The 21,429-nt window shown below is 41.0% G+C and carries 20 protein-coding genes; 16 read left to right on the forward strand and 4 right to left on the reverse strand.

Features of this window, described 5'->3' with window-relative positions:
• Positions 1–13 precede the first annotated feature (13 nt).
• The 3 genes from PP2015_RS18915 to PP2015_RS18925 all read right to left on the reverse strand — a co-directional run bounded on the left by PP2015_RS18915 (position 14) and on the right by PP2015_RS18925 (position 4,136).
• Complete coding sequence (locus PP2015_RS18915) at positions 14–310, reverse strand: DUF1330 domain-containing protein (RefSeq protein WP_058032061.1); 297 nt, start codon at positions 308–310, stop codon at positions 14–16.
• A 164-nt stretch (positions 311–474) separates the two neighbouring features.
• Complete coding sequence (locus tag PP2015_RS18920) at positions 475–2,202, reverse strand: HEAT repeat domain-containing protein (protein ID WP_058032062.1); 1,728 nt, start codon at positions 2,200–2,202, stop codon at positions 475–477.
• Between the two features lie 2 nt (positions 2,203–2,204).
• Positions 2,205–4,136, reverse strand: a complete 1,932-nt coding sequence (locus PP2015_RS18925; RefSeq protein ID WP_058032063.1) for a hypothetical protein — start codon at positions 4,134–4,136, stop codon at positions 2,205–2,207.
• Between the two features lie 221 nt (positions 4,137–4,357).
• On the opposite strand from PP2015_RS18925, the gene PP2015_RS18930 reads away from it, so the two are divergent.
• The 5 genes from PP2015_RS18930 to PP2015_RS18950 all read left to right on the forward strand — a co-directional run bounded on the left by PP2015_RS18930 (position 4,358) and on the right by PP2015_RS18950 (position 11,614).
• Entirely contained in the window at positions 4,358–5,602 is a 1,245-nt protein-coding gene (locus PP2015_RS18930; protein ID WP_058032064.1) for an HlyD family secretion protein, read from the forward strand.
• A 32-nt stretch (positions 5,603–5,634) separates the two neighbouring features.
• A complete protein-coding gene (locus tag PP2015_RS18935) occupies positions 5,635–6,339 on the forward strand; it encodes an ABC transporter ATP-binding protein (RefSeq protein WP_058032065.1) in 705 nt (234 codons plus the stop codon).
• Positions 6,336–8,732: an ABC transporter permease gene (locus PP2015_RS18940; RefSeq protein ID WP_227009277.1), complete on the forward strand. Its 2,397-nt coding sequence runs from the start codon at positions 6,336–6,338 to the stop codon at positions 8,730–8,732. The genes PP2015_RS18935 and PP2015_RS18940 overlap by 4 nt, the downstream gene beginning before the upstream one ends.
• A 130-nt stretch (positions 8,733–8,862) precedes the next feature.
• Positions 8,863–10,272, forward strand: coding sequence for a sigma-54-dependent transcriptional regulator (locus PP2015_RS18945; protein WP_319593344.1), 1,410 nt, complete (start codon positions 8,863–8,865; stop codon positions 10,270–10,272).
• A 43-nt stretch (positions 10,273–10,315) separates the two neighbouring features.
• Entirely contained in the window at positions 10,316–11,614 is a 1,299-nt protein-coding gene (locus tag PP2015_RS18950; RefSeq protein ID WP_161568547.1) for a sensor histidine kinase, read from the forward strand.
• A 3-nt stretch (positions 11,615–11,617) separates the two neighbouring features.
• On the opposite strand, the gene PP2015_RS18955 is transcribed toward PP2015_RS18950, so the two are convergent.
• Positions 11,618–12,052: a BLUF domain-containing protein gene (locus tag PP2015_RS18955; protein WP_058032067.1), complete on the reverse strand. Its 435-nt coding sequence runs from the start codon at positions 12,050–12,052 to the stop codon at positions 11,618–11,620.
• 162 nt (positions 12,053–12,214) lie between these two features.
• Between PP2015_RS18955 and PP2015_RS18960 the strand changes: the two genes are divergently transcribed.
• From PP2015_RS18960 to PP2015_RS19010, 11 genes are all read left to right on the forward strand, one after another.
• On the forward strand, positions 12,215–12,766 hold the full coding sequence (locus tag PP2015_RS18960; RefSeq protein WP_058032068.1) for an LON peptidase substrate-binding domain-containing protein: 552 nt from the start codon (positions 12,215–12,217) through the stop codon (positions 12,764–12,766).
• Between the two features lie 137 nt (positions 12,767–12,903).
• Entirely contained in the window at positions 12,904–13,500 is a 597-nt protein-coding gene (locus tag PP2015_RS18965) for a sigma-70 family RNA polymerase sigma factor (RefSeq protein WP_128724312.1), read from the forward strand.
• Positions 13,493–14,155, forward strand: a complete 663-nt coding sequence (locus PP2015_RS18970; protein WP_058032069.1) for a ChrR family anti-sigma-E factor — start codon at positions 13,493–13,495, stop codon at positions 14,153–14,155. The genes PP2015_RS18965 and PP2015_RS18970 overlap by 8 nt, the downstream gene beginning before the upstream one ends.
• Before the next feature lie 9 nt (positions 14,156–14,164).
• On the forward strand, positions 14,165–15,130 hold the full coding sequence (locus PP2015_RS18975) for a YbgA family protein (RefSeq protein WP_058032070.1): 966 nt from the start codon (positions 14,165–14,167) through the stop codon (positions 15,128–15,130).
• The gene (gene phrB / locus PP2015_RS18980; protein WP_058032071.1) at positions 15,130–16,524 is read left to right on the forward strand and encodes a deoxyribodipyrimidine photo-lyase; all 1,395 of its coding nucleotides are present in this window, start codon (positions 15,130–15,132) and stop codon (positions 16,522–16,524) included. Before PP2015_RS18975 ends, phrB begins: the two co-directional genes overlap by 1 nt.
• 2 nt (positions 16,525–16,526) lie before the next feature.
• Positions 16,527–16,958, forward strand: a complete 432-nt coding sequence (locus PP2015_RS18985; protein WP_058032072.1) for a nuclear transport factor 2 family protein — start codon at positions 16,527–16,529, stop codon at positions 16,956–16,958.
• Positions 16,955–17,692, forward strand: coding sequence for an SDR family NAD(P)-dependent oxidoreductase (locus PP2015_RS18990; protein WP_058032073.1), 738 nt, complete (start codon positions 16,955–16,957; stop codon positions 17,690–17,692). The genes PP2015_RS18985 and PP2015_RS18990 overlap by 4 nt, the downstream gene beginning before the upstream one ends.
• Complete coding sequence (locus PP2015_RS18995; RefSeq protein WP_058032074.1) at positions 17,689–18,939, forward strand: NAD(P)/FAD-dependent oxidoreductase; 1,251 nt, start codon at positions 17,689–17,691, stop codon at positions 18,937–18,939. The genes PP2015_RS18990 and PP2015_RS18995 overlap by 4 nt, the downstream gene beginning before the upstream one ends.
• A 2-nt stretch (positions 18,940–18,941) precedes the next feature.
• Complete coding sequence (locus PP2015_RS19000; protein ID WP_058032075.1) at positions 18,942–19,667, forward strand: DUF1365 domain-containing protein; 726 nt, start codon at positions 18,942–18,944, stop codon at positions 19,665–19,667.
• A gap of 2 nt (positions 19,668–19,669) precedes the next feature.
• On the forward strand, positions 19,670–20,944 hold the full coding sequence (locus tag PP2015_RS19005) for an SAM-dependent methyltransferase (RefSeq protein WP_058032076.1): 1,275 nt from the start codon (positions 19,670–19,672) through the stop codon (positions 20,942–20,944).
• Entirely contained in the window at positions 20,922–21,416 is a 495-nt protein-coding gene (locus PP2015_RS19010) for a DUF2878 domain-containing protein (protein ID WP_058032077.1), read from the forward strand. Before PP2015_RS19005 ends, PP2015_RS19010 begins: the two co-directional genes overlap by 23 nt.
• Positions 21,417–21,429 lie beyond the last annotated feature (13 nt).

Here is a 21,429-nt window from a genome sequence, read left to right on the forward strand (position 1 = left end):
GTCGGATTGCTAGCTATTTTGTGTAGCTAGCAATGATGGTGACCTGATTGACAGAGGTTTCGAAAAACTGCTGTTTTGCTAGTTGGTAATCATCGTTATTAAAAAACGCGTCTTTACTTTGTTCATCAGAAAAGCGAATAGTGAATACTCTATTTATTTCTGTGTTTTCTTCGCTTTTCAGCACTTCAGACACTTTAAAATCATAACCAAATTCACCACCAAATCGATTGAGAATAGGCTTCATTGCAGCACGGTATTGGTCATATATTTCATCGTTACTGACTTCCAGGCCCACCAACATTTCAAACATTTTTATCCCTATATTCTTTGAATAATGAGTTCAAATTATGGTTGTAAGTAACTGTCTTTACTAGTGCATAGATGTAAGGAAATATGTGTTATGGCGTCAGTTAGTAACTGGCATAATAACGAAGGTCTGTATCATCTTGAGCTACAAACCTTCACTGCTATTGCCTAATTAGAATACACAGACCGCATCAAAGCGCGCAGTACCTGCTGATCTTTCTCGCGTTTTATTAATGCTTTTAAACGAGGCTTTAAGTCAGGGTCTTTTTTGGCTTGAGCAGCCAAAGCTTGGATCGAAGCAAGCCGTATTTCTTTAGGTTGTGATTGGCTATAACTAAATAAGTCATCAATTTGTTTATTATCGAGTTCGTTATTCCCCATCGCTTTGAGTAAAGCGGCTTTTGTGTCTTTATCGCTTTCGACACTTAATTGTTCCGTGATGTATTTCAAACTGGTTTCATTGGGCATTTTGCCAAGAGAGTCAGCGGCTTGCTGCCTGAGTTTAGGCTCATTGGCATTTAAAAAAGGTGCGATTTGATCTTGCTGTTCGGCATTACCGCTATTTCCAAGGGCTGCTAATATACTGACTTGGCGGGAAGTTTGTGAAGTCTGTTTTAACTGTTCGACTAAACGTTGCCCCATATAAGCCGAAAACTCACTTCCTGACTGATTTTTAGCAATAATACCTAATACCATCATGGCGCTATTACTTAAACGCTGTTGTTCACCAGAACTGGTTTGATTAGCAGATTCAAGTACTAAATCGACCAGTTTAGGGTCGAGTGGCTGTTCTGCATATTTTAAGCCCATCAAGCTTCTGAACCTTTGCTTTCCTTGAATTTCACTATCAAGATAAACGTCTACTAATAGCTGGTGGGCATTCGGGGAATCATTTTTACCTATCATAAGAAGCAGTCGACCTAAGGCCTTATCAGACAATACGTTAGATTTAATCACCTCTTTTAAAGCCGACAAATATTGCTCATTATCGTACAGTAACTGTGCTAATGCCTCACTGCTGAGTTGGCTGATGTCTTGTGATTTGAGTGCTGCTATAAATGCCTTGGCATCTTTCAACGGCTTAGCAGGTGGGCGAGGATAAAGAATGCTCTCGCTAAGCTGAGGCCATTTTTTAGGGTTCTCATTCAAGCTAAGCAAAAGCGCAGTGCTTGGCACTGGCGCAGGATTTAAATTGAACTGAATACGCTGTTTAACTTCTATGCTTATATCGCCTTTTTTAGTTTCGACCCGTGTGTGATTGTCTCCAATTAAGGCGTTCAACCCACAGTTATCTAACTTTAATTCGAAGCTATCAGCTAATACCTTGGGTGTTGAAAAATCTAGAAGCTGGGCACCTGGCTTGGTACTTAGATACTTTAGCTTACTGCGATTAATTTTATTTGTCTCTTGTTCAACATATTCAACTTGATATTGCCCTAAATTATCGCTCTCGGTGAGTAAAGTTGGTGTAGTTAGGTCACGTTTATAAATATGTTCAATGTGGAGGCTTTGATATATGGCAATAAGCTTTTGCTTATCCTCAGGCTTTAACTTTCCTGCAAAATGGTGGTCAGTGACTTGTTTTGTCTGACGGCTTACTTTAACCGCAAAAGGCACGCCGTAAAGGCTTGGGTTAATTTGCTGTTTATCTAAAACAATCTGTGGGTTGACTAATTGTAAGCCCAGCCAGTAATGCTTTTCGGACTTGAGTAAAGGGCGGTAAAGTAGTTGGCCTGAAAGGGTAAGTTGATTCTTGCTTGGCTGGTTCAACGTGAGCATATTAGTATCAGCTTTGGTCTCAAAATCACCCCAGAATATGCATTGTGTCATGGCTTGTACACTGCCAAAAGGCAGTATACAAAGCGATGTTAAAAGTGGTAGTAAGTTTCTTCGCATAGTTAGAACTTAAAACTGTCACTGTAGTTAATCATTTGCCATGTTTTGTCATATAAAGCGCCAGTGTTATACAGGGTTTTAGTTGCTGTTTTAGTTGGGAATGAGCAGCAGAACTTATAACCTGGATACTTTACCCAAAGGTAAAATTCACCCTCAATGGCTTTCATATGATTACTTACATCAATGCCATAGCCAATCTCTGAATCAGATAGCGCTTTACTTATGTCAACATAAGCTGTAGCCGAAAGAGTGTCTGAAATAATCAAGAAGTCGACACCGATACCGCCACTGGCAACCAATAAATCTATGCCTGCTGTTGCATATGCATCAAGGCTTGCAGTTAAAACGTCACCTCCGATACTAAATTGTAGGCCTTCATATTTAAGGTCAGTGTTGACGCCAACAGAGCCTTTGATCCCAGCTGACACTGAGACTGGAACAATGGCAATGGTAAAAGTGGTAGAAAATAGTTTTTGTTCTTCTTCCCAATCATAGCCGTAAGACTCGTCTAACGCCGATACAGTTTCAGACTCTTTTATAAGGCTGTTGCCAAGTAAAGACACATTCATTGAGTAACTTGCAGTACCGTCAGCACCATTTGCAATGCCAGATGCACCTGCTGAGAACAAATCTAAGCTGTGATCGAACATGTAAAGGTCAAAACTACCGCCAGCTGTTGCCCAAGCAAGACCGCCATTTTTAGATTGAAGCAGAACCCAAGACACGAAGCTGGGCACGATGGCTACTTTTGATTTATCACCATAGGTATTACTAAAAATCTCAAATGCCCATAAGGTGTCTGACGTAGAGACTAACCCAGAAAGACCTTGAGGCTCTTTTACGGGTGCATAACTTGGTGAGCTTGATTTGCTCGAAGTATCAACAGAGCTAGTAAGGGGGTTAGTGATATTATGTTCTTCTAACCAGCTATCGTCAGGTTGGTCGTGGTCATATAGAGAGTAAGGCACAGTAATCGTCATACGATTATTATCAAGGTTCGCTTCTTGATGCGCTGAAGATAGATCTTCTATTGTAAATGTTAACTCAAAGGTATTTTCGTCAGCGTCTTTATCATATGTTTGCTGTAACTTATCTAACAGCACACCATTAACGGCAATATCGTAAGGGAAATAATGACTTTGTTCATGATCAGCAAATTTGATTTTCATGTCGTCATGGTAACGATTTTCGCCTTCTTGCCAAAAGTGCGCGTCAAACTCGATACCTGCAACAGTTACTGTTGCAGTCACTAAAGCTTCATTGATTAAATGACCAAACTTACTGGCATCAAAATGACCAATGATGTCTGCGCGTTTATGCTCTGGGGCATTCTGCGACTCTGTTTCGCGCCTACCTGAATCAGGAAACATGGCAAAACCATCGCCAACGGTTAATGTATCAAGCGCGAAGTCATGATAAAAAGTGCTATCAATGGTTATTTGCGCAAAAGAAGCTGCATTATCAGAGAAATCTCTAGAGCCATTATCTTCAGTATTAGCTTCATTCTCAATGCTCTTTGCACTGTCTACATACGCTGCAATGACATAATCGTCAGAAGGTATCTCTTCATTAGGTAGCATGAGCTCCGCGGTAAAACTATGCTTACCATCTGAAAGCTTTTTAATATAGTGTGTGCCTAATTCATATCCTTCAGGTTCATCATGCGATGCTAATTGGTCAACTTTGTCTTTGGCAATGGCCATAAAAGTCACACCGACGTGTTCTGTGTCAAGTAGCTGGCTGCTGATACTGTAGTTAATCTTGATCGGCTGACCAGGTTGGTACTGAGTCTGATCAGGTGTATTGACTGTTTCTAACCGCACATTGGCAACCGGTTCTGGTTGCTTGAGAGATGATTCAATATTGTTATCTGAGTCACTGAAACAGCCCGTTAGCAGGCCGAGCATGCTGAAGCTAAGAAGTGTTTTGCGCATTGTTTGGTTCCTTTCTCACGTTGCATAATTATAACGAGCACAATATGGAAATATTATGGAGTCCTTTTCGATTTCGATAAATTGTTTTTCGGTTTCGAAAATAATATTTCTATATTTGCATAACTGTTTATTAAAATCTATATTTTTCATGCTCTTATGTTTTGGCATGGCACTTGATTTAACTACTGCATTACAGATTAAGAACAGTATGGAATCGAGTTATGGATGTGGTCGTAAAGCCCAAAAAAAACACCAAACGGCACCTAAGTATTTTAGCGTTTGTTTGCCTGTTACTGGGTGGATGTATTTGGTTATTTTTGCAACCAAGTCATGCAGAACAAATTCAAGCCAATGAGATTTGGTCGGCGAAGGTCGAGCAGGGCACATTAAATTTAGAAGTGTCAGGTTTTGGCCGTCTAAAGTCGAAAAAGCCGCGTTTGCTCACTGCGAAAAGTCAGGCAACGGTTGATGAAATAGTGTTAAAGCCGGGTGCTGAAGTAACCCCCGAAAGTGTTATTTTAAAGCTTTCAGATCCGAATATTACCCAATCTGTGCGCGATGCAAAGCGTGCTTACATCGACAGTCAAAACCAGCGTATTCAAACGGATATAAACCAAAAACGTGAATTGCTTGCTCAACAGGCAGAGTTAGCTCGCATTCAAGCTGATCTTGAAAGTGCTGAACTTGAAGCGAACGCACAGAGTCAATTGGTCAGCAAAGGTATCGTTTCTAATATCGACTACCAGCGTACTAAGTTGCAAGTCAGGCAGTTAACTCGACGTTTAGAGATTGAAACTGCTCGCATTACCCAGCTTGAAGCTCTACATGCTGCCAATTTAAAAATTGCCGATTCAAATATTTTGGCGCAGCAAGAGGCTTTAGGTTTAGTACAACAGCAACTCGACAGCCTAACGGTTAAAGCGGGCATTTATGGTGTGGTGCAATCGCTGAGTGTGGAACTCGGGCAAGCGGTGAATTTAGGTGAGCAATTGGCTTTAGTCGGCAGCACCACCGATCTTTATGCTTTGCTGAACGTGCCACAGTCAAAAATGCAGTCTATCCAACTGGCACAAGCGGTAATCATCAATACTCGTCGTGGAGAGATCTCAGGGGAAGTGATACGTATCGATCCGGTGATCAACAACGGTAATATTCAGGTTGAAGTGGCGTTAAACGGCGCGTTAACCGATAACGCCCGACCAGAATTAAACATAGAGGGCACAATTGCTGTGGGTCAATTAGCAAACGCTCTGTTTATTAAAAAACCCGTCAACGTGAAAGCTTTTTCAAATTCTACCTTATTTAAATTAACCGATAACGGCTCGGCGATCGCTACTCCTATTCAGTTTGGTGCGGCAACAGACGAGCAAATTCAAATACTTGCTGGCGCACAAGCGCATGAGCAGTTTATCCTTAACGATATGACTCGCTGGCAAGCACATACCCACATTGCCATTGTGAAGTAAGCCAGGCAATCGCGATATAAAAAGGAAAGACCATGAGTAATAACAAAATAAAGCTAACCAATATCACGAAAAAGTTTGTCACCAGCGAGATGGAAACCCATGCATTACGTGGCGTTGACTTAGAAATCAACGAAGGCGATTATGTGTCTATTTCTGGGCCGTCTGGCTGTGGCAAATCTACTCTGTTATCGATATTGGGATTATTAGACACCGCGTCGGACGGTGAATATATGTTAGCCGGGCACGATGTAAGTAATCTCAGTGTTAATCAAAGAGCAAGTATGCGCAATGAGCATATTGGCTTTGTATTTCAGTCATTTAATTTAATTGATGAATTGTCAGTCTTCGACAACATAGCACTGCCACTTCGCTATCGTGAAAAGGCATTATCACAAGAAGAAGTTAAACAAAAAGTAGACGCTTGCTTGGCTAAAGTTGAAATGACGCACAGAGCGGGTCATAAACCGAACCAGCTATCAGGTGGTCAGCAGCAGCGCGTTGCGATAGCGAGAGCTTTAGTAAACGACCCTGCCATATTATTGGTTGATGAGCCAACCGGTAACCTAGATTCTAAAAACGGTGATGCGGTCATGATGATGCTGGCTGAACTAAACAGGCAAGGCACCACCATTTGTATGGTAACTCACGACCCAAGATATGCAGATATGGCAAAACGCAAACTGCACCTACTTGATGGCGTTATGGCCGATGAGTTTAAGATGGAGTTGGCGGTATGAGTATCATCAAAGAAGAATTTAAACTCGCTGTCAGCAGTTTATTAAGATTACCGGGATTTAGTTTAACGGTGATCACGACCCTTGCAGTGACATTAGCTGCACTTGCGGTGGTGCTGAATATCAACTATTTGGTACTGACTAAGCCTTTGCCATATCCTAATGCCGATAAAATCGTCGTTACCGACCAAAGTGAAACCATCAATGGCGAGACGCAATACGGCTTTCAGATTTTGTCTGCGCAGTACCATATTTACCAAGACGAACAATACATCGAACAGATGGCACTCATGAGTTTGTATAGTGCAAAATTGAGAGATTTGCCCGATACACCTTATCTTGATGGTGTTCGTGTAACACCTGAGTATTTTTCGATGCTTGATGTGCCTATGCATTTGGGTCGTGCTTTTAATCAACAAGAAACCATTAATGATAAGCAAAGAGTCTTGGTATTGAGTTTTGAGGCTTGGCAAACGCACTTTGGTGCTGACCCAAAAGTGATTGGTACTTATACAACTATCGCTAATGATAAATATCAGATCATAGGTGTAACAGCGAGTCATTTTAATGCGCCAGAAGTATTTGGTAATTTTTCTATGAATGCTTGGTTTAGCTTTGACCAAGAAATTAGCCGCACTAGTAGTTGGGGAAGTATTACCGGTGGAGTAAATGGTATAGCAATCCTCAAAAATGACGTATCTCTTAAACAAGCAAATATCGCACTCGGAGATCAAATTAACCAGTTGTATCAAAGCCGTGATGATGTTGCTGCTAATACCGCAATTGGGGCACGCTTCATACCAATAAAACAGAAAATAGTCGCAGATAGTGGCGAAATGGCATTGTTGCTATTGGCAGGTGTAATTACCTTGTTATTTATTGCTGTCACTAACATTTGTAATTTATTTTTAGCTCGCGCGGTGCAAAAAAAACGCGTGATGGCCATTCAAGCGGCATTGGGGGCGAAAACACACCATATCTTTTTAGGCATGTTTAGCGAAGCGATGTTGCTATCTATACTTGCCTGTATTTTTGGCTTGCTTATTGCGGGCTGGTCTATGGTTTGGTTAGCCAGCGACTTGCAGTATATGTTTCCGCGAATGCAGCACCTGACCCTAGATCCTGTGACAATTTCGGCAAGTGTTATTGTCAGTATATTTATCAGTATCGTCATGGCGAAGCTCGCCAGTCAGCAGGTGCCTTATAAACAACTTAATCAAACATTGCAAAGCAGTGGTAAAGGTACGGGAGCACAGATATCTAGTCTCACCAGAAATGTATTGGTTGCCTTACAAGTTGGATTAGCCACAGCCTTGTTACTTGGCGCGACAACCGTGTTATCTCCTGCGATTAATAAATTGGTTAAAGATGCCGGGTTTAATACTAATAGTGTAAATTATCTTCGCGTCGATACAGGTAACTTGAGTGATGACTTCCATAACGTTGCACAACAAATCAAAAGCCAGCTTAAATCGTTACCGCAAGTTGAAGATGTTGCACTGACGCGTGCTTCACCTTTGCAAATGGGCTGGGAAAATTACTTGTACGATGAAAATAACGAAATGTTAGGTATAGTCAGTGTTAGTTTCTTTGATGAAAACTGCTTTGCTTTACTCGGTATGCCGATGCTTGAAGGACGTAGCTTTAGTTCGTTACAAGGTTCAGAAAATAGACCGCAAGAAATTATTATCAGTAAAGCACTCGCAGAGCGTTTGTTTAAGTCAGAATCTGCAATTGGAAAAACATTGCAAGCAGCACCGAATGAACCACTTACCGTTGTGGGCGTAGTTAATAATATTTATGTGCCAGACAACCGAGATAGCTATGCAGAAGAGCGTTATTACTTACCGTTTGAAGCTGGACCTCGTTTTGCGTTAACGTTTAAAAGCAATGAGATTGTTGATAAAACGCAATTACTTGAAGCCTTAAAAGAGGTTAACCCGCAACTGAGTATTGCTTACTTTGAAACCCTAGAAAATATGTTAACGACTCGACTTAGAGCTTCTAAACTAATTGCGATTTTAACGATGAGTTTAATAGTATTAGCGCTAAGTCTGGCTGCAGCGGGTATTTATGGCGTGTTGAGCTATAGCGTGCAAATGCGTCGTTACGAATTGGGTATTCACCTATCACTTGGTGCGCATACTGGGCAAGTCATCAAAATGGTATTAAAGCAAAGTATGCAGCCTGTTGTATTTGGTGTGCTTTTAGGTGGCGTGTTGGCGGGAATCGGTTATTTAATTGGCACGCGACTCCTTGCGATACAAATAACTGGGGAAATTTCAGTGCTATTACTTGCCATTCCTATTATGGTGGTGATTTCCGTATTAGCTTGTTACTTGCCGGTACGTTCTGTCGTGAGCTCAGATCCCCTAAAAGCGCTGCGTAATGAATAACCTTGAATGGGTTTTCTGAAACTTCGCAGAGCATTAACCTAGTCTTCTTAATGAGGTCTAGGTTAAACTCGTTTTAGAGCTTACGCTTTAAGCGAATAACTAAAAAAAATAATAAAATCCAAGGAGCAGTATGGGCATGCCAGCAGCAAAGCAGCATATTTTGATTGTAGAAGACAGGGCCGATGTAAGGCTCAGCCTTCGTTTTTTGCTAAACAATCATGGTTATGAGGTGTTTGAAGCTGAGAGCCCTGCTGTTGCTAGCGAGCTTTTACACTCGCACCGCATTGACCTAATTCTGCTCGATATGAACTTTGAATTTGATACCACATCGGGCGAAGAAGGTTTGGCTTTTTTGCGTGCGCAACAAAAAACAAGCTCTCCACCTATTCTGGCGATGACGGCTTGGTCGAGTGTCTCTTTGGCTGTTGAAGCTATGCAATTGGGCGCGAAAGATTTTTTTGCCAAACCTTGGGATAATCATGCGGTTGTGATGATGATGAAAAAGCATCTAGCTTTAGCACAAATTGATCATCAAAAAGCGATTTCTAAACAATCTGAATCAGCTCAGTTTGGCAAAAGCGAGACTTCATCAAATAACATTTCAAAATCAATTTTGTGGCATAGCCCACAGATGCAAAAATTAAAAGCGCAGTTAGAGCGTGTTGCTAAAACCGATGCGACGATTTTTTTGCGCGGTGAAAATGGCACGGGTAAAAGCTGTATCGCAGAATATGTGCACACTCACTCAGCGCGCACCGGCGAGTTTGTTTCGGTAAACATGGGTGCTATTCCTGAAAGCTTGTTCGAAAGCGAGTTATTTGGCCACAAAAAAGGCGCATTTACCGATGCTAAGCAAGACAGAGCGGGGCGCTTTGAACTTGCCAATAATGGTACTTTATTTTTAGATGAAGTCGCGACAATGGGGGCGAATCAACAAGCTAAACTGCTGCGGGTACTCGAGTCCAAACAGTTTGAACGAGTCGGTGATACGCTGACCCAACAGGCGAGTTGTCGCATTATCGCGGCATCTAATGCCGACTTTGAGGCCATGCTTGAAAGTGGTGAGTTTAGAACCGATTTATACTTTAGATTGAACACTATTGAGCTTACCATTCCACCTCTAAACGCACGTCCCGATGACATCGTTGTGTTGGCAAAGCATTTTATTGAATTACATGCTAAACAATATCAGTTGACTCCTTTGCCTCTAAGCAAATTAGCCGAGCAGGCTTTGCTTGATTACTCATGGCCAGGTAACGTAAGAGAGCTCAGTCATATGATGGCAAGAGCCGTTTTAATGGCTGAAGGCGACTGTATAGATGCGCAAGACCTTGAGTTTAAAACGTTGAACAATTCATCGAAAAATACTTCTTCGGAAAATGACATTCCCTTAATGACCCTTGAAGATGCTGAGAAAAAACTGCTGAAAATGGCACTTTCGCAAACTCACAGCAATGTAGAACAAGCGGGGGAATTACTTGGTATAAGCAAAAGTGCTATTTATCGTCGTTTAGAAAAATTCGGTTTATCAACTAAGTAAATTGCTAATTAAACAAGTAATGAGTCAGCACATGTTCAAATCAATGAAAAAACTCACGGAGCGGCTAGAATTACGTTCCATCGAAAGCATCCTGACTCTGTTTATTGGCAGTTGCTTACTGGCTTTGTCGGGGCTTACGGTTTTTATTCTTTGGTATAGTTCAGCCAGTGTCTTAGTGGTTTGCTCCCTATTGGTATTACTAATTTGCCCGTTTGCGCTGTTATGTTGGTATGTAAGAAGCGCTTTGCTAAACCCTTTTTATCGGTTTTCAGCTGTCCTTGAAGCGATAAGACATGAAGACTATTCACTGCGTGCCAACCCGAAGTTTAACCAAGGCGCAGTGAAATTATTGGCCGATGAAATCACCGCGATGTCGCTAGAACTGCAAAGCAGAAAATCACAATATGACCAACAAGCGGTGTTAGTACTTAGGCTCATTGAGCAACTAGCTACTCCTATTGTGGTTTTAAATAAAGCACATAAATTACATCATGCTAATGAAGCTTTTTCTAATTGGCGCAAGCAGCCATGGCAGACTCTCAGGCATACAAACGCGGACGATTTAGGCTTTACGTTAGCCGAAAATAAATGGCAATTAAGTGATGAATCTCATATCGCAAAATGGCAGTTACGACATAGTCAATTCACGATGCAAGAGCAAAGTTATCAGTTGTTAGTGCTTACTAATATTGAGCAGGTGGTGTATCACACAGAACAAATAGCTTGGCAGAAAATGACCCGCGTATTGAGTCATGAAATTAACAATTCATTGTCACCTATTAAGTCATTAGCGCAAACGCTTCAAGATATGCTTAAAGGCAATGATGACTTTGCGAATTTAGATCCGGCTTTAAAAGTTATTGTTGAGCGCAGTACCGGCTTAATGCAATTTGTAAATCGCTATGCGAATTTAAGCAAACAATTCGATGTTCATATAGCGCAATGCGAGATTGCGCCCTTGCTTCATTCGGTGAGCAATTTGTTTGATTATCCCATAGAGATTAAATGTGATGCGCCTTATGTGCTTGCTGATAAAGTATTGCTTGAGCAAGTACTGGTTAATTTAGTTAAGAACGCCATTGAAGCGAGTAAATCACATCAACCTATCGAGTTAAATGCCTACGGACAGGGCAAACAAATAGTGATTGAAATAAGAGACTCGGGGTCGGGTATTCAAAATACCGATAATTTGTTTGTGCCGTTTTATACCACCAAAGCACAAGGTAAAGGGATAGGACTTAACTTGTGCAGAAACATGATAGAGCAACAAGGTGCAAAATTAACGCTAAGCAACCGTGAAGATAAAGCAGGTGCGATTGCTCAGTGTTGGTTTAACATTTAGATATCAACGAATACCAAATAGGTTATCGTCAGAAAAGACTTTCAAGAGTTTTACTGGAGCACTTAAACCATCAATCATGTTGCCTTTGACTGCTGCATCGAGCAAATCACGTAAAATGTGATATTTACTATCGTGCTCCTCATCAAGATTGATCATATTCATGGTCCAACGAGAAAAGGTTCGACTGTTGGCAGGCTCGAGGTAAAGCACTTTTGCTTGCATATGTCTGTCGTCATTCTCAATTTTTCTGTATAAGTCTTGGATGATGTGCAAATCCCCCTCCAAGACTTGTAAAAACCATCCTCCGTTGTAAAACAAGCTTCCTGTTACTCGAAGGTTTAAGTTATTTTCTCTAGCAACTCCAAGTAGCTTTAAAAAATCAACGCTGTCGAGGTGTCTACTTGCTTTACTAAGATAAATCAGTTGATGAAGTGACATAAATAATCCCGTATTTAAGAACTATTTTTATTTATAGATTCTAACTGTTTAAAAGGCAAAGTAACGAGTTAAAGAAAGTTAGAAAAAGATGTAGAAACTTAATCGATCTTTTTTTTTGGCTTTCACGTAAAAACTGCCATGTAGAGTTTTTAGGTCTTATTTATGCAATTACCCGTTTTTCCACTTCCTGTATTTTTGCTGCCAGAAGGCGTTACCCGTCTTCGTATATTTGAGCCGAGATATAAAAAACTGGTGTCTATTGCAACAAAAGAAGATGGTTTCGCGTTAACGATTTATAAGCCAGATGCTGAGTTTGAGGTATCTGAATGGGCTGCTTGGGTTAACATTGTCGACTTCTTTGAAGAAGAAGGTATGTTGCACATTGATGTGCAAGCAAAATCGTTAGTGAAGCTCAGTAACGTTTATTTTGATGAAGATAACCTACGATTCGCAAAATGCGAACCAAAAGAACATTGGGCACAGGCGAGTTCGAATGAAAACCATATTGCACTTGCCGATAAACTCGAAGAGATTTTTTCATTACACCCAGATATCAAAAATTTATATCCTGCACCGCAGTTTGATAATCCAAATTGGGTTTGTGCGCGCTATTTAGAACTGCTGCCATTATCAATGGAGCAAAAAGAAGTGTTTGTTGATCAGTACAGTTTTGATAAAGCTCAAAATTTCTTGCACACCATAATGTTAGGTTAAACCTTTTAATTAACCTACAATAATCATTAAGATCTAAATTCATGTGATCTATATCTATTTCAATACGTATATTATACGAATTGCAATTAATGGGTTTAGTCATGGTGAGCACAGAAAATAGGAATTCCCATCTTTCGATGAGCACAACAAAACAGTCTCAAACTCCGCCTGCTGAAGTGGATGGCAAAACTTTGTCATCTTGGTTGATCAGCGTGGCGCAAGAGCGTGATAGACGTGCATTTGCAAATCTATTTAAATGGTTTTCTCCAAAAATTATTGGTTTTGGTCGTAAACAATTTAACAACCCAGTAATGGCTAATGAGTTGCTTCAAGAAACTATGACCAATGTGTGGCGTAAAGCGCACCTATACAACGTAGAAAAAGGTGCAGCCACAACTTGGATTTACACGGTTATGCGTAACATCAGTTTTGATATGCTGCGTAAAATCCAATCTAATCAAGAAGACACCATCAGTGAAGAGATCTGGCCTTTAGCTGAAGCACAAAACAGTGATGACCACATGTTTGCCGATCACTTGATGGACAAGCAACTTGCGCAATACCTTAACAAGCTGCCCGAAAATCAGAAGCAAGTTGTTCACGGCGTTTATTTCCAAGAGCTTTCACAAGAGCAATTGTCAAAGCAGCTTAATATTCCACTTGGTACTGTGAAATCACGTTTAAGACTTGCACTTACTAAACTCAAACAACACATAGGAGCAGACTATGATTAAGCACCACCCAAAACAAGAACTGCTTGAAAGTTATGTGGCTGGAGAGTTACCTGCTTCTGTAAGTATTATGATTGCTGCTCATTTAGAAATGTGTCCTAAGTGCCAAGAACAGATTACTCTGCTTACAGCCAATGCAGCAGAGAGTTGTTTTGAAAAAGAATCCTTAATGTTCGATGAGTCTGAAATTCAGTTTGATTTTGATGCTTTTATTGATGAAGTGACTGAAGACAAAAGTTTTGATGAATTTATTGAGGCTGAGCCTCAAGAAGTCACAGTAGCGGATAAGCCATACTGTTTGCCTCAAGTTTTATGCAACCTCGAGCGTTCTAATTGGATGAACCTTGGCAAGCTATCTCGTTCTCGCATCGAATTAGAAGATGGCGATCTGCGCATGAGTTTGTTACACATAGACGCTGAAGGTTCTGTACCAAATCATACTCATAATGGGTTTGAAATTACATTACTTGTTGATGGCAGTTTTGAAGATGAAATGGGCACTTACAATCGCGGTGATTTTATTTGGCTCGATGGTAAAAATACACATACGCCTGTTACTAAAGAAGGGTGTTTGTGCTTAACTGTATCTAGTGACTCGCTTCACTTTACTCAAGGAATTAGCAAATTGCTCAATCCAATAGGTAAGTTCATTTACTAGGAGATAGCTATGAATGAGTTTAATCCTGAATTTTCTTCGCCAATAAAAATTGGCATTAGCGCTTGTCTTACGGGCGATCAAGTTCGTTTTGACAAGAGCCATAAAAAATCCGATTTCTGTATGAATCAGTTAGGTCAGCATGTTGAATATGAAAAGTTCTGCCCTGAAGTGGCGGTCGGCTTGCCTATTCCGAGACCGACTATTAGACAAATTAAATATGATGATGTGATTGCGGTTTCGCGACCTGATGGTTCAATGGATGTCACAGAGAAAATGACTGAGTTTGGTCAAAAAGTGGCATCTCGCATCGATCATTTGAGTGGCTTTGTATTTATGAAAGGCAGCCCTAGCTGCGGTATGGAACGTGTAAAGGTTTATTACGAGCATGGCAAAGGCTGTGAGCACAACGGTGTCGGCTTGTTCGCTAAACAAATTCTAGACGCACACCCAAACTTACCTTGTGAGGAAAATGGCCGCTTAAACGATGCCGTGTTACGTGAAAACTTTGTCATGCGCGTATTCACTTACAAGAAATGGCAAGAGCTGGTGGCGTCGGGTTTAACCAAACACAAATTGATCGAGTTCCACAGCCAAAATAAATATTTGGTGATGAGTCATAATCTCGAAATGTATCGCAAAATCGGCAACATGTTAGGGCAGTCGAAAGCACCTTTGGAAGAACTTGCCGAGCAATACATTTCTATGTTGATGTCAGCTTTGAAAAAGCCTGCTTCACGTCGTAACCATACGAACACTTTGCAGCACTTACAGGGTTATTTCAAAAAAGTACTCGACAAAACGAAGAAAGAAGAGTTAACAGAGCAAGTCATGGCTTATCGTCAGGGCTTAGTACCACTGCTTGTACCTTTGACCTTGATTAACCATTACTTAAGAGATTACCCGAACGAGTACCTATCAAAGCAAGCGTACTTAAACCCATATCCTGCAGATTTAAAACTGAGGTATAGCCTATAATGAGTGCCCTTTATTGGATAAGGAAAGACTTTAGACTCGACGACAACCCCGCATTAATACAAGCCCTATCGCAAGGATGCAAACAGGCAATTTTCATTTCTACTCCTCACACTTGGCAACGCCATAATATTGCGCCTGTTCAGGTCGATTTTATGGCACGTCACTTGGCATGGTTTGAACAACAGCTTAACGCTCAAGGTATTGAGCTGACTGTGATATACGGCAGTGATTTTAATATTCAAATCGAGCAATTGTTAAATTTTTGCTCTGAGCATCAAATCACGCGAGTATTCGCGAACAGTCAATTAGAAATAGATGAGATTGATAGAGATAAGCAAGTTGCTGCACGTATTGAGCTGAACCTGTTCGAATCTGATGTGATGTTGCCAAAAGGGTCTGTGCGCAACAAGCAGGGCGAAATGTTTAAGGTCTACACGCCGTTCAAAAAGGCCTGGCTTCAAGCGGTTAAACAAAGTGGGTTTGATCAGAGTTATTTAGGCAATTTAGCGGCAGTTGATGTTGAGTTTGATGAGCATAAATTTAGTTTCGATTACCCTATAGTTGAGTCGTCGAAATGGCCTTTGGCAGATACTGCGCTAAGACAGGTATTGCCGCGCTTTTTAGCTGAAAAGCATGATGACTATGAACTATACAGAGACAGACCAGATTTAAAAGCAACTAGCGGTTTATCACCTTATTTAGCCATAGGTGCTATCAGTCCAAAACGTGTTTTTATTGAACTTATCAACCATGCTCCGAACGTGCTTGAAGATATGAAAGCGCCACAATTTAGCTGGTTGAATGAGTTGATTTGGCGAGAGTTTTATCGCCATCTTTTAGATGCGTTCCCTAATTTAAGTAAAAACAAAGATTTTCAAGAGAAGTTCCATGGCTTCAGATGGCCTGATCATCAAGCGAAGTTCGAACTTTGGAGTAATGCTCAAACCGGATTCCCAATCGTAGATGCTGCAATCAAACAACTTAAACAAACAGGTTGGATGCATAATCGGTTACGTATGATAGTCGCTAGCTTTTTAACGAAACATTTGCTGGTGGATTGGCGCAAAGGTGAAGCATTTTTTATGCAGCATCTTATCGATGGCGATTTGGCTGCTAATAATGGTGGTTGGCAATGGGCGGCGGGCACAGGGTGTGATGCACAACCATATTTTAGGATCTTTAACCCACTCACACAGAGTGAGAAGTTTGATCCCAACGGCGATTTTATCCGTAAGTATTTACCAGAATTAGAAAATGTGCCGACCAAACATATTCACGCACCGCAAGCTTACTTGGCTGCAACAGGTCAAAGCGATGTGTATCCCGATGCTATCGTTGATTTAAAAGAAGCAAGAAATCAGGCACTAGAATATTACAAAAGTGAGTTACCTTAAGTATGTCGAATAATGCCTTGATATCAGATTTTTTGAAGCTGTATAACCAACTAGACAAGTCGAATCTTGAACTACTCGGTGAAGTGTACGGTGACAAGATAGTGTTTGAAGATCCGCTTCACAGAATAGAAGGTTTGCCTGCGCTTACCGACTATTTCGCTAACATGTATGAAAACCTGAACCAAGGCCAATTCGTTATTCACACCTCATTCGAGCAAGACAACAAAGCCAGTGTGTATTGGGTGATGACTTTTTCACATAAAAAAATAAAACAGGGTCAGCCACTTAAAGTGAATGGTAATACTTACCTTGAGTTTGAAAACGGTAAGGTCGTCTATCACCGCGATTACTTTGATGCAGGTGAGATGATCTATCAACACCTTCCTATTTTCGGTACTGTCATTAACTTAATCAAGCGCAGGACGGCTGCATGAGTACCCAATCTAAAGTCGTCGTTATCACGGGCGCTTCTTCGGGCATTGGTGAAGCTTTGGCGCTGGAGTATGCACAACAAGGGTTCACAGTATATGCGTGTGGCAGAAATCAAGCAAAGTTAGATATTTTAAGTGAAAAATCAGCAAATATCATACCTTGTACTTTCGATTTAAATGACAAAAACGCCCTAAAAAATGCCTTGCCAAAAGACTTAGCCATTGACCATTTAATTCTCAATGCAGGTACTTGTGAATATATAGATAATCCTAAACAGTTCGATGGGGCATTGTTTGAGCGGGTTATTCAAACCAATTTAATTGCCGTAGGATATTGCTTGGAAGTTTGGCTCAAACAAATAAAGTTTGGTGGTCAAGTAGGTTTGATGAGCTCAAGTGCCGCCTACGTACCACTGACGCGCGCTGAGGCCTATGGTGCCTCAAAAGCGGGTATTACATATTTGGCTAAAACCCTCAGCATAGATCTAGAGCCGCAAGAGATTGGCATCAGTGTTATTCATCCCGGGTTTGTTAAAACGCCACTTACAGACAAAAACGACTTCGATATGCCAGGCATTATTGAAGCCGAAGATGCAGCTAAAGCCATCTTTAAAGGCATGAGCAAAAGTACATTTGACATTCATTTTCCTAAAGGCTTTACGTGGACGCTTAAAGTCTTAGCTCTTTTACCATTTAATCTTTGGCGTCCGCTGGCTAAAAGGATGATAAAAACATGAAGAGAGTTGCCATCATAGGTAGTGGTATTTCTGGTTTAACGTGCGCTTACTTGCTATCAAAAAAATACGACATCAAGTTATACGAAAAAAACAATTACATTGGTGGTCACACGGCCACTGTTGATGTCGAAGTCGATGGAAAGGAGTATGCTATCGATACTGGCTTTATTGTTTGTAATAACAAAACCTACCCAAATTTTTTAAAACTGCTTAGCCAGATTGGGGTTGGGTATAAGGACACTGAAATGAGTTTTAGTGTGCACAACGTACAATCGGGTTTAGAGTACAATGGCAATAACTTAAATTCGTTATTTGCGCAGCGCCGTAACATTTTGAACCCAAAATTTTGGGGCCTAATCAGAGAAATCCTGCGATTCAATAAGGCGTGTAAGGCGCTACATGATCAGCAAATAGCGCCTCATTTAACATTGGGCGATTTTTTAGATGAACAGCATTTTTCAGACTATTTTAGCCAGCACTACATTTTGCCAATGGGTGCAGCCATTTGGTCCACTAGTTTGCAAGAGATGCGCGACTTCGAACTACGTTTCTTTGTGCAGTTTTTCTATAACCATGGTTTGTTAAACATCAGCGACCGCCCACAATGGCATGTGATCAAAGGCGGATCTCGTGAATATGTGAAGCCTTTAACGCGTGAATTTTCAGACAAGATTTGTCTCAACAGTGATATAAGCTCTGTAACACGTAACGAAGATACTGTTGTGATAAAGCTTGCCGATGGCAGTGAAGAGTTGTTTGATGAAGTGGTATTTGCATGCCATTCAGATCAAGCCCTTTCATTATTGGCAGATGCGAACGAACAAGAGCAGCAAGTACTTGGTGCTATACCTTACAGTGAAAACCAAGTGGTGCTTCATACCGATACCAATATGCTGCCAAAGCGTCCACTTGCTTGGGCTAGCTGGAACTACCGTTTAGACAATACCAATATGCGCCCAGCTGCGGTGACCTACAATATGAATATATTGCAGGGGTTGCAAAGCGATACCACATTCTGTGTGACGTTAAATCAAACGGCCATCATAGATAAATCTAAAATATTAAGAGAATTCACCTATCACCATCCGGTGTTTAACAAGCAAAGTATGGCAGCACAGCAGCGTCGCTCTGATATCTGCGGCAAAAATCGCACCCACTTCTGTGGCGCTTACTGGTATAACGGCTTCCACGAAGATGGCGTGCGTTCGGCATTAGACGTATGTAAACGATTTGAGTGTGAGCTGTAGTTATGAACAGCGCGATTTATCAGGGCCAAGTTAGACACAGACGTTTTAGTCCGAAAAGTCATGAGTTTAACTACACTATGACGCAACTCGCGCTAGACTTAGATGAAGTTGAAGCGTTAGCAGCAACTCATTCAGTATTTAGCTTGAAAAAGTTTGCGCCTATGAGTTTTTTTCAAGCTGATTATGTAAAAAATGAACCGGGCAATTTAAAACAACGTATAGCAAGTAAAGTTTCCCAATTGGGTGGGAAATGGGATGGCGAAAAAGTCACGTTAATGGGTCAGTGCCGATGTTTCGGTTTTTATTTTAGCCCAGCAAACTTCTATTTTTGTTATCAAAATGACGGTGAATGTCGCTACATGCTGGTTGAGGTAAGCAATACGCCTTGGCTTGAGCGTCATTACTATTTGGTCGATTTACAGGGTGATATGAAAACTCAAAAAGATTTTCATGTGTCTCCATTTATGGACCTAGACATGCAATACCATTGGCGGGTTAAGCCGCCAGCAGAGCAGGTCTTGGTTCATATTGAAAACCATAAAGACCATAAGCAATTTGATGCCACGCTTGCGATGAAAAAGCGTGAAATAACAAAAAGCAGTTTGTTTAAAGCGTGGCTGTCGGCACCGCTGATGCCAATTAAAGTAGTCGCTGGCATTTATTGGCAAGCTGCTAAATTGTTTGCCAAACGTATCCCGTTTATTGCGCACCCTGAGACTAGAGGTTAATAATGGAACAGTCATCTACCAATGTCACCGCAACAACGAATCCAGAGCAACTTTCTTGGTTTGAAAATAAATGTCGTAACCTAGTCATTTCGTTACTCGATAAATTACAAAAAGCCAGTTTAGAAATAGAAGAAGCAGGGCAGATAACTCGTTTGGGTAATGTGGACGCTAAGTTATGTGGCAAGATAATAGTGCAGGATGCGTCTATGTATGTCGACTTCGTAAAAGGGGGCAGCATTGCAGCGGCAGAAGCCTACATCGCGAAAAAATGGACGACACCAAACTTAACCGAAGTTATCCAAGTATTTGCCCGTTGCCAAGAACAGCTTGATGAAATCGAGAAACAGGGCGCGTGGTTTACCCAACTGAAAAATAAGATTTTTCATCGTAAAAATGCCAATACTCAAAGCGGCTCAAAAAATAATATCTTGGCGCATTACGACCTTGGTAATGAGCTGTACACTCGGTTCCTCGACAGTACTATGATGTACTCAAGTGCTATTTATAGTGACTCGGCAACTCAGCTGCATGAAGCGCAACTCAATAAACTTAAAACAATCTGCGACAAATTAGATTTAAAGCCGACCGACCATTTAATTGAAATTGGCACTGGTTGGGGTGGCTTGGCAATTTTCGCTGCCGAGCATTATGGTTGTCAGGTTACAACGACAACGATTTCAGATGCTCAATACGAATTTGCGGTTGATAAAGTAAAAGCGAAAGGGCTTGAAGACAAGATAACTTTGCTTAAGAAAGATTACCGTTTACTCGAAGGTAAATACGACAAACTAGTTTCAATTGAAATGATAGAGGCCGTTGGCCATGAGTTTATGGCGGAGTTTTTTGCTAAATGTAATAACTTGCTTAAAGATGAAGGCTTAATGCTTGTTCAAGCGATTACCATTTTAGATTCTCGTTACGATCATTACCGAACTAATGTTGACTTTATTCAACGCTATATCTTCCCTGGAGGATGTTTGCCGTCTATTGCGGTTATGAGTAAACACGTCGCCGAGCAAACAAATATGATGCTCGATAATATTGAAGACATCGGTTTGCACTATGCCAGAACTCTGGCAGATTGGCGTAAAGGCTTTGATGCAAATTGGCAAGCGCTTACCGAGTTCGGTTTCGACGAGCAGTTTAAGCGTTTATGGCATTTTTATTTGGCATACTGCGAAGGCGCGTTTTTAGAGCGTGTAATAAGCACTCATCACTTAGTACTACGCAAGCCTAATTATCGAAACGATACCGATGAACAAATTTGCCGTTATTAACTTCTTCCTATTCCAGCTTGTATGGTTTACTTGTGCTTTGTTTACCGAACATGCAAGCTGGCTTTTGTTGCCTTTAGTTGCATTGCACTTTGCAGTATTTAAAGATCGAGCCCGAGACTTCAAACTGCTACCGATTGCCTCTGTTGGTATTGTATTTGACTTTCTAATGTTTAAGCTGGGTATTTTGACCTTCAATGAAGGCTTTTTTCCCGCTTGGTTATGTCTGCTTTGGCTGATGTTTGTACTTAGCCTTAATTATTCTTTTGATTGGATGAATAAACTCAATGTGTTTGTTAATGCCTTAATCGGTGGCATCTTTGGTCCGCTGAGTTATTTTGCTGCGGTTAAATTTGGTGCGCTGGGTATGGGCGTTGCGCAGACTCAATTTTTGTTTATTTATGCATTGGGTTGGGCGTTAATCATGCCAGTGCTGATCTATTTAAATAATAGACCGTATTACAAGTTAAGCTAAATCAACAGGAACA

Origin of the sequence: Pseudoalteromonas phenolica, assembly GCF_001444405.1 — a bacterium.
GTDB classification, from domain to species: Bacteria; Pseudomonadota; Gammaproteobacteria; order Enterobacterales; family Alteromonadaceae; genus Pseudoalteromonas; species Pseudoalteromonas phenolica.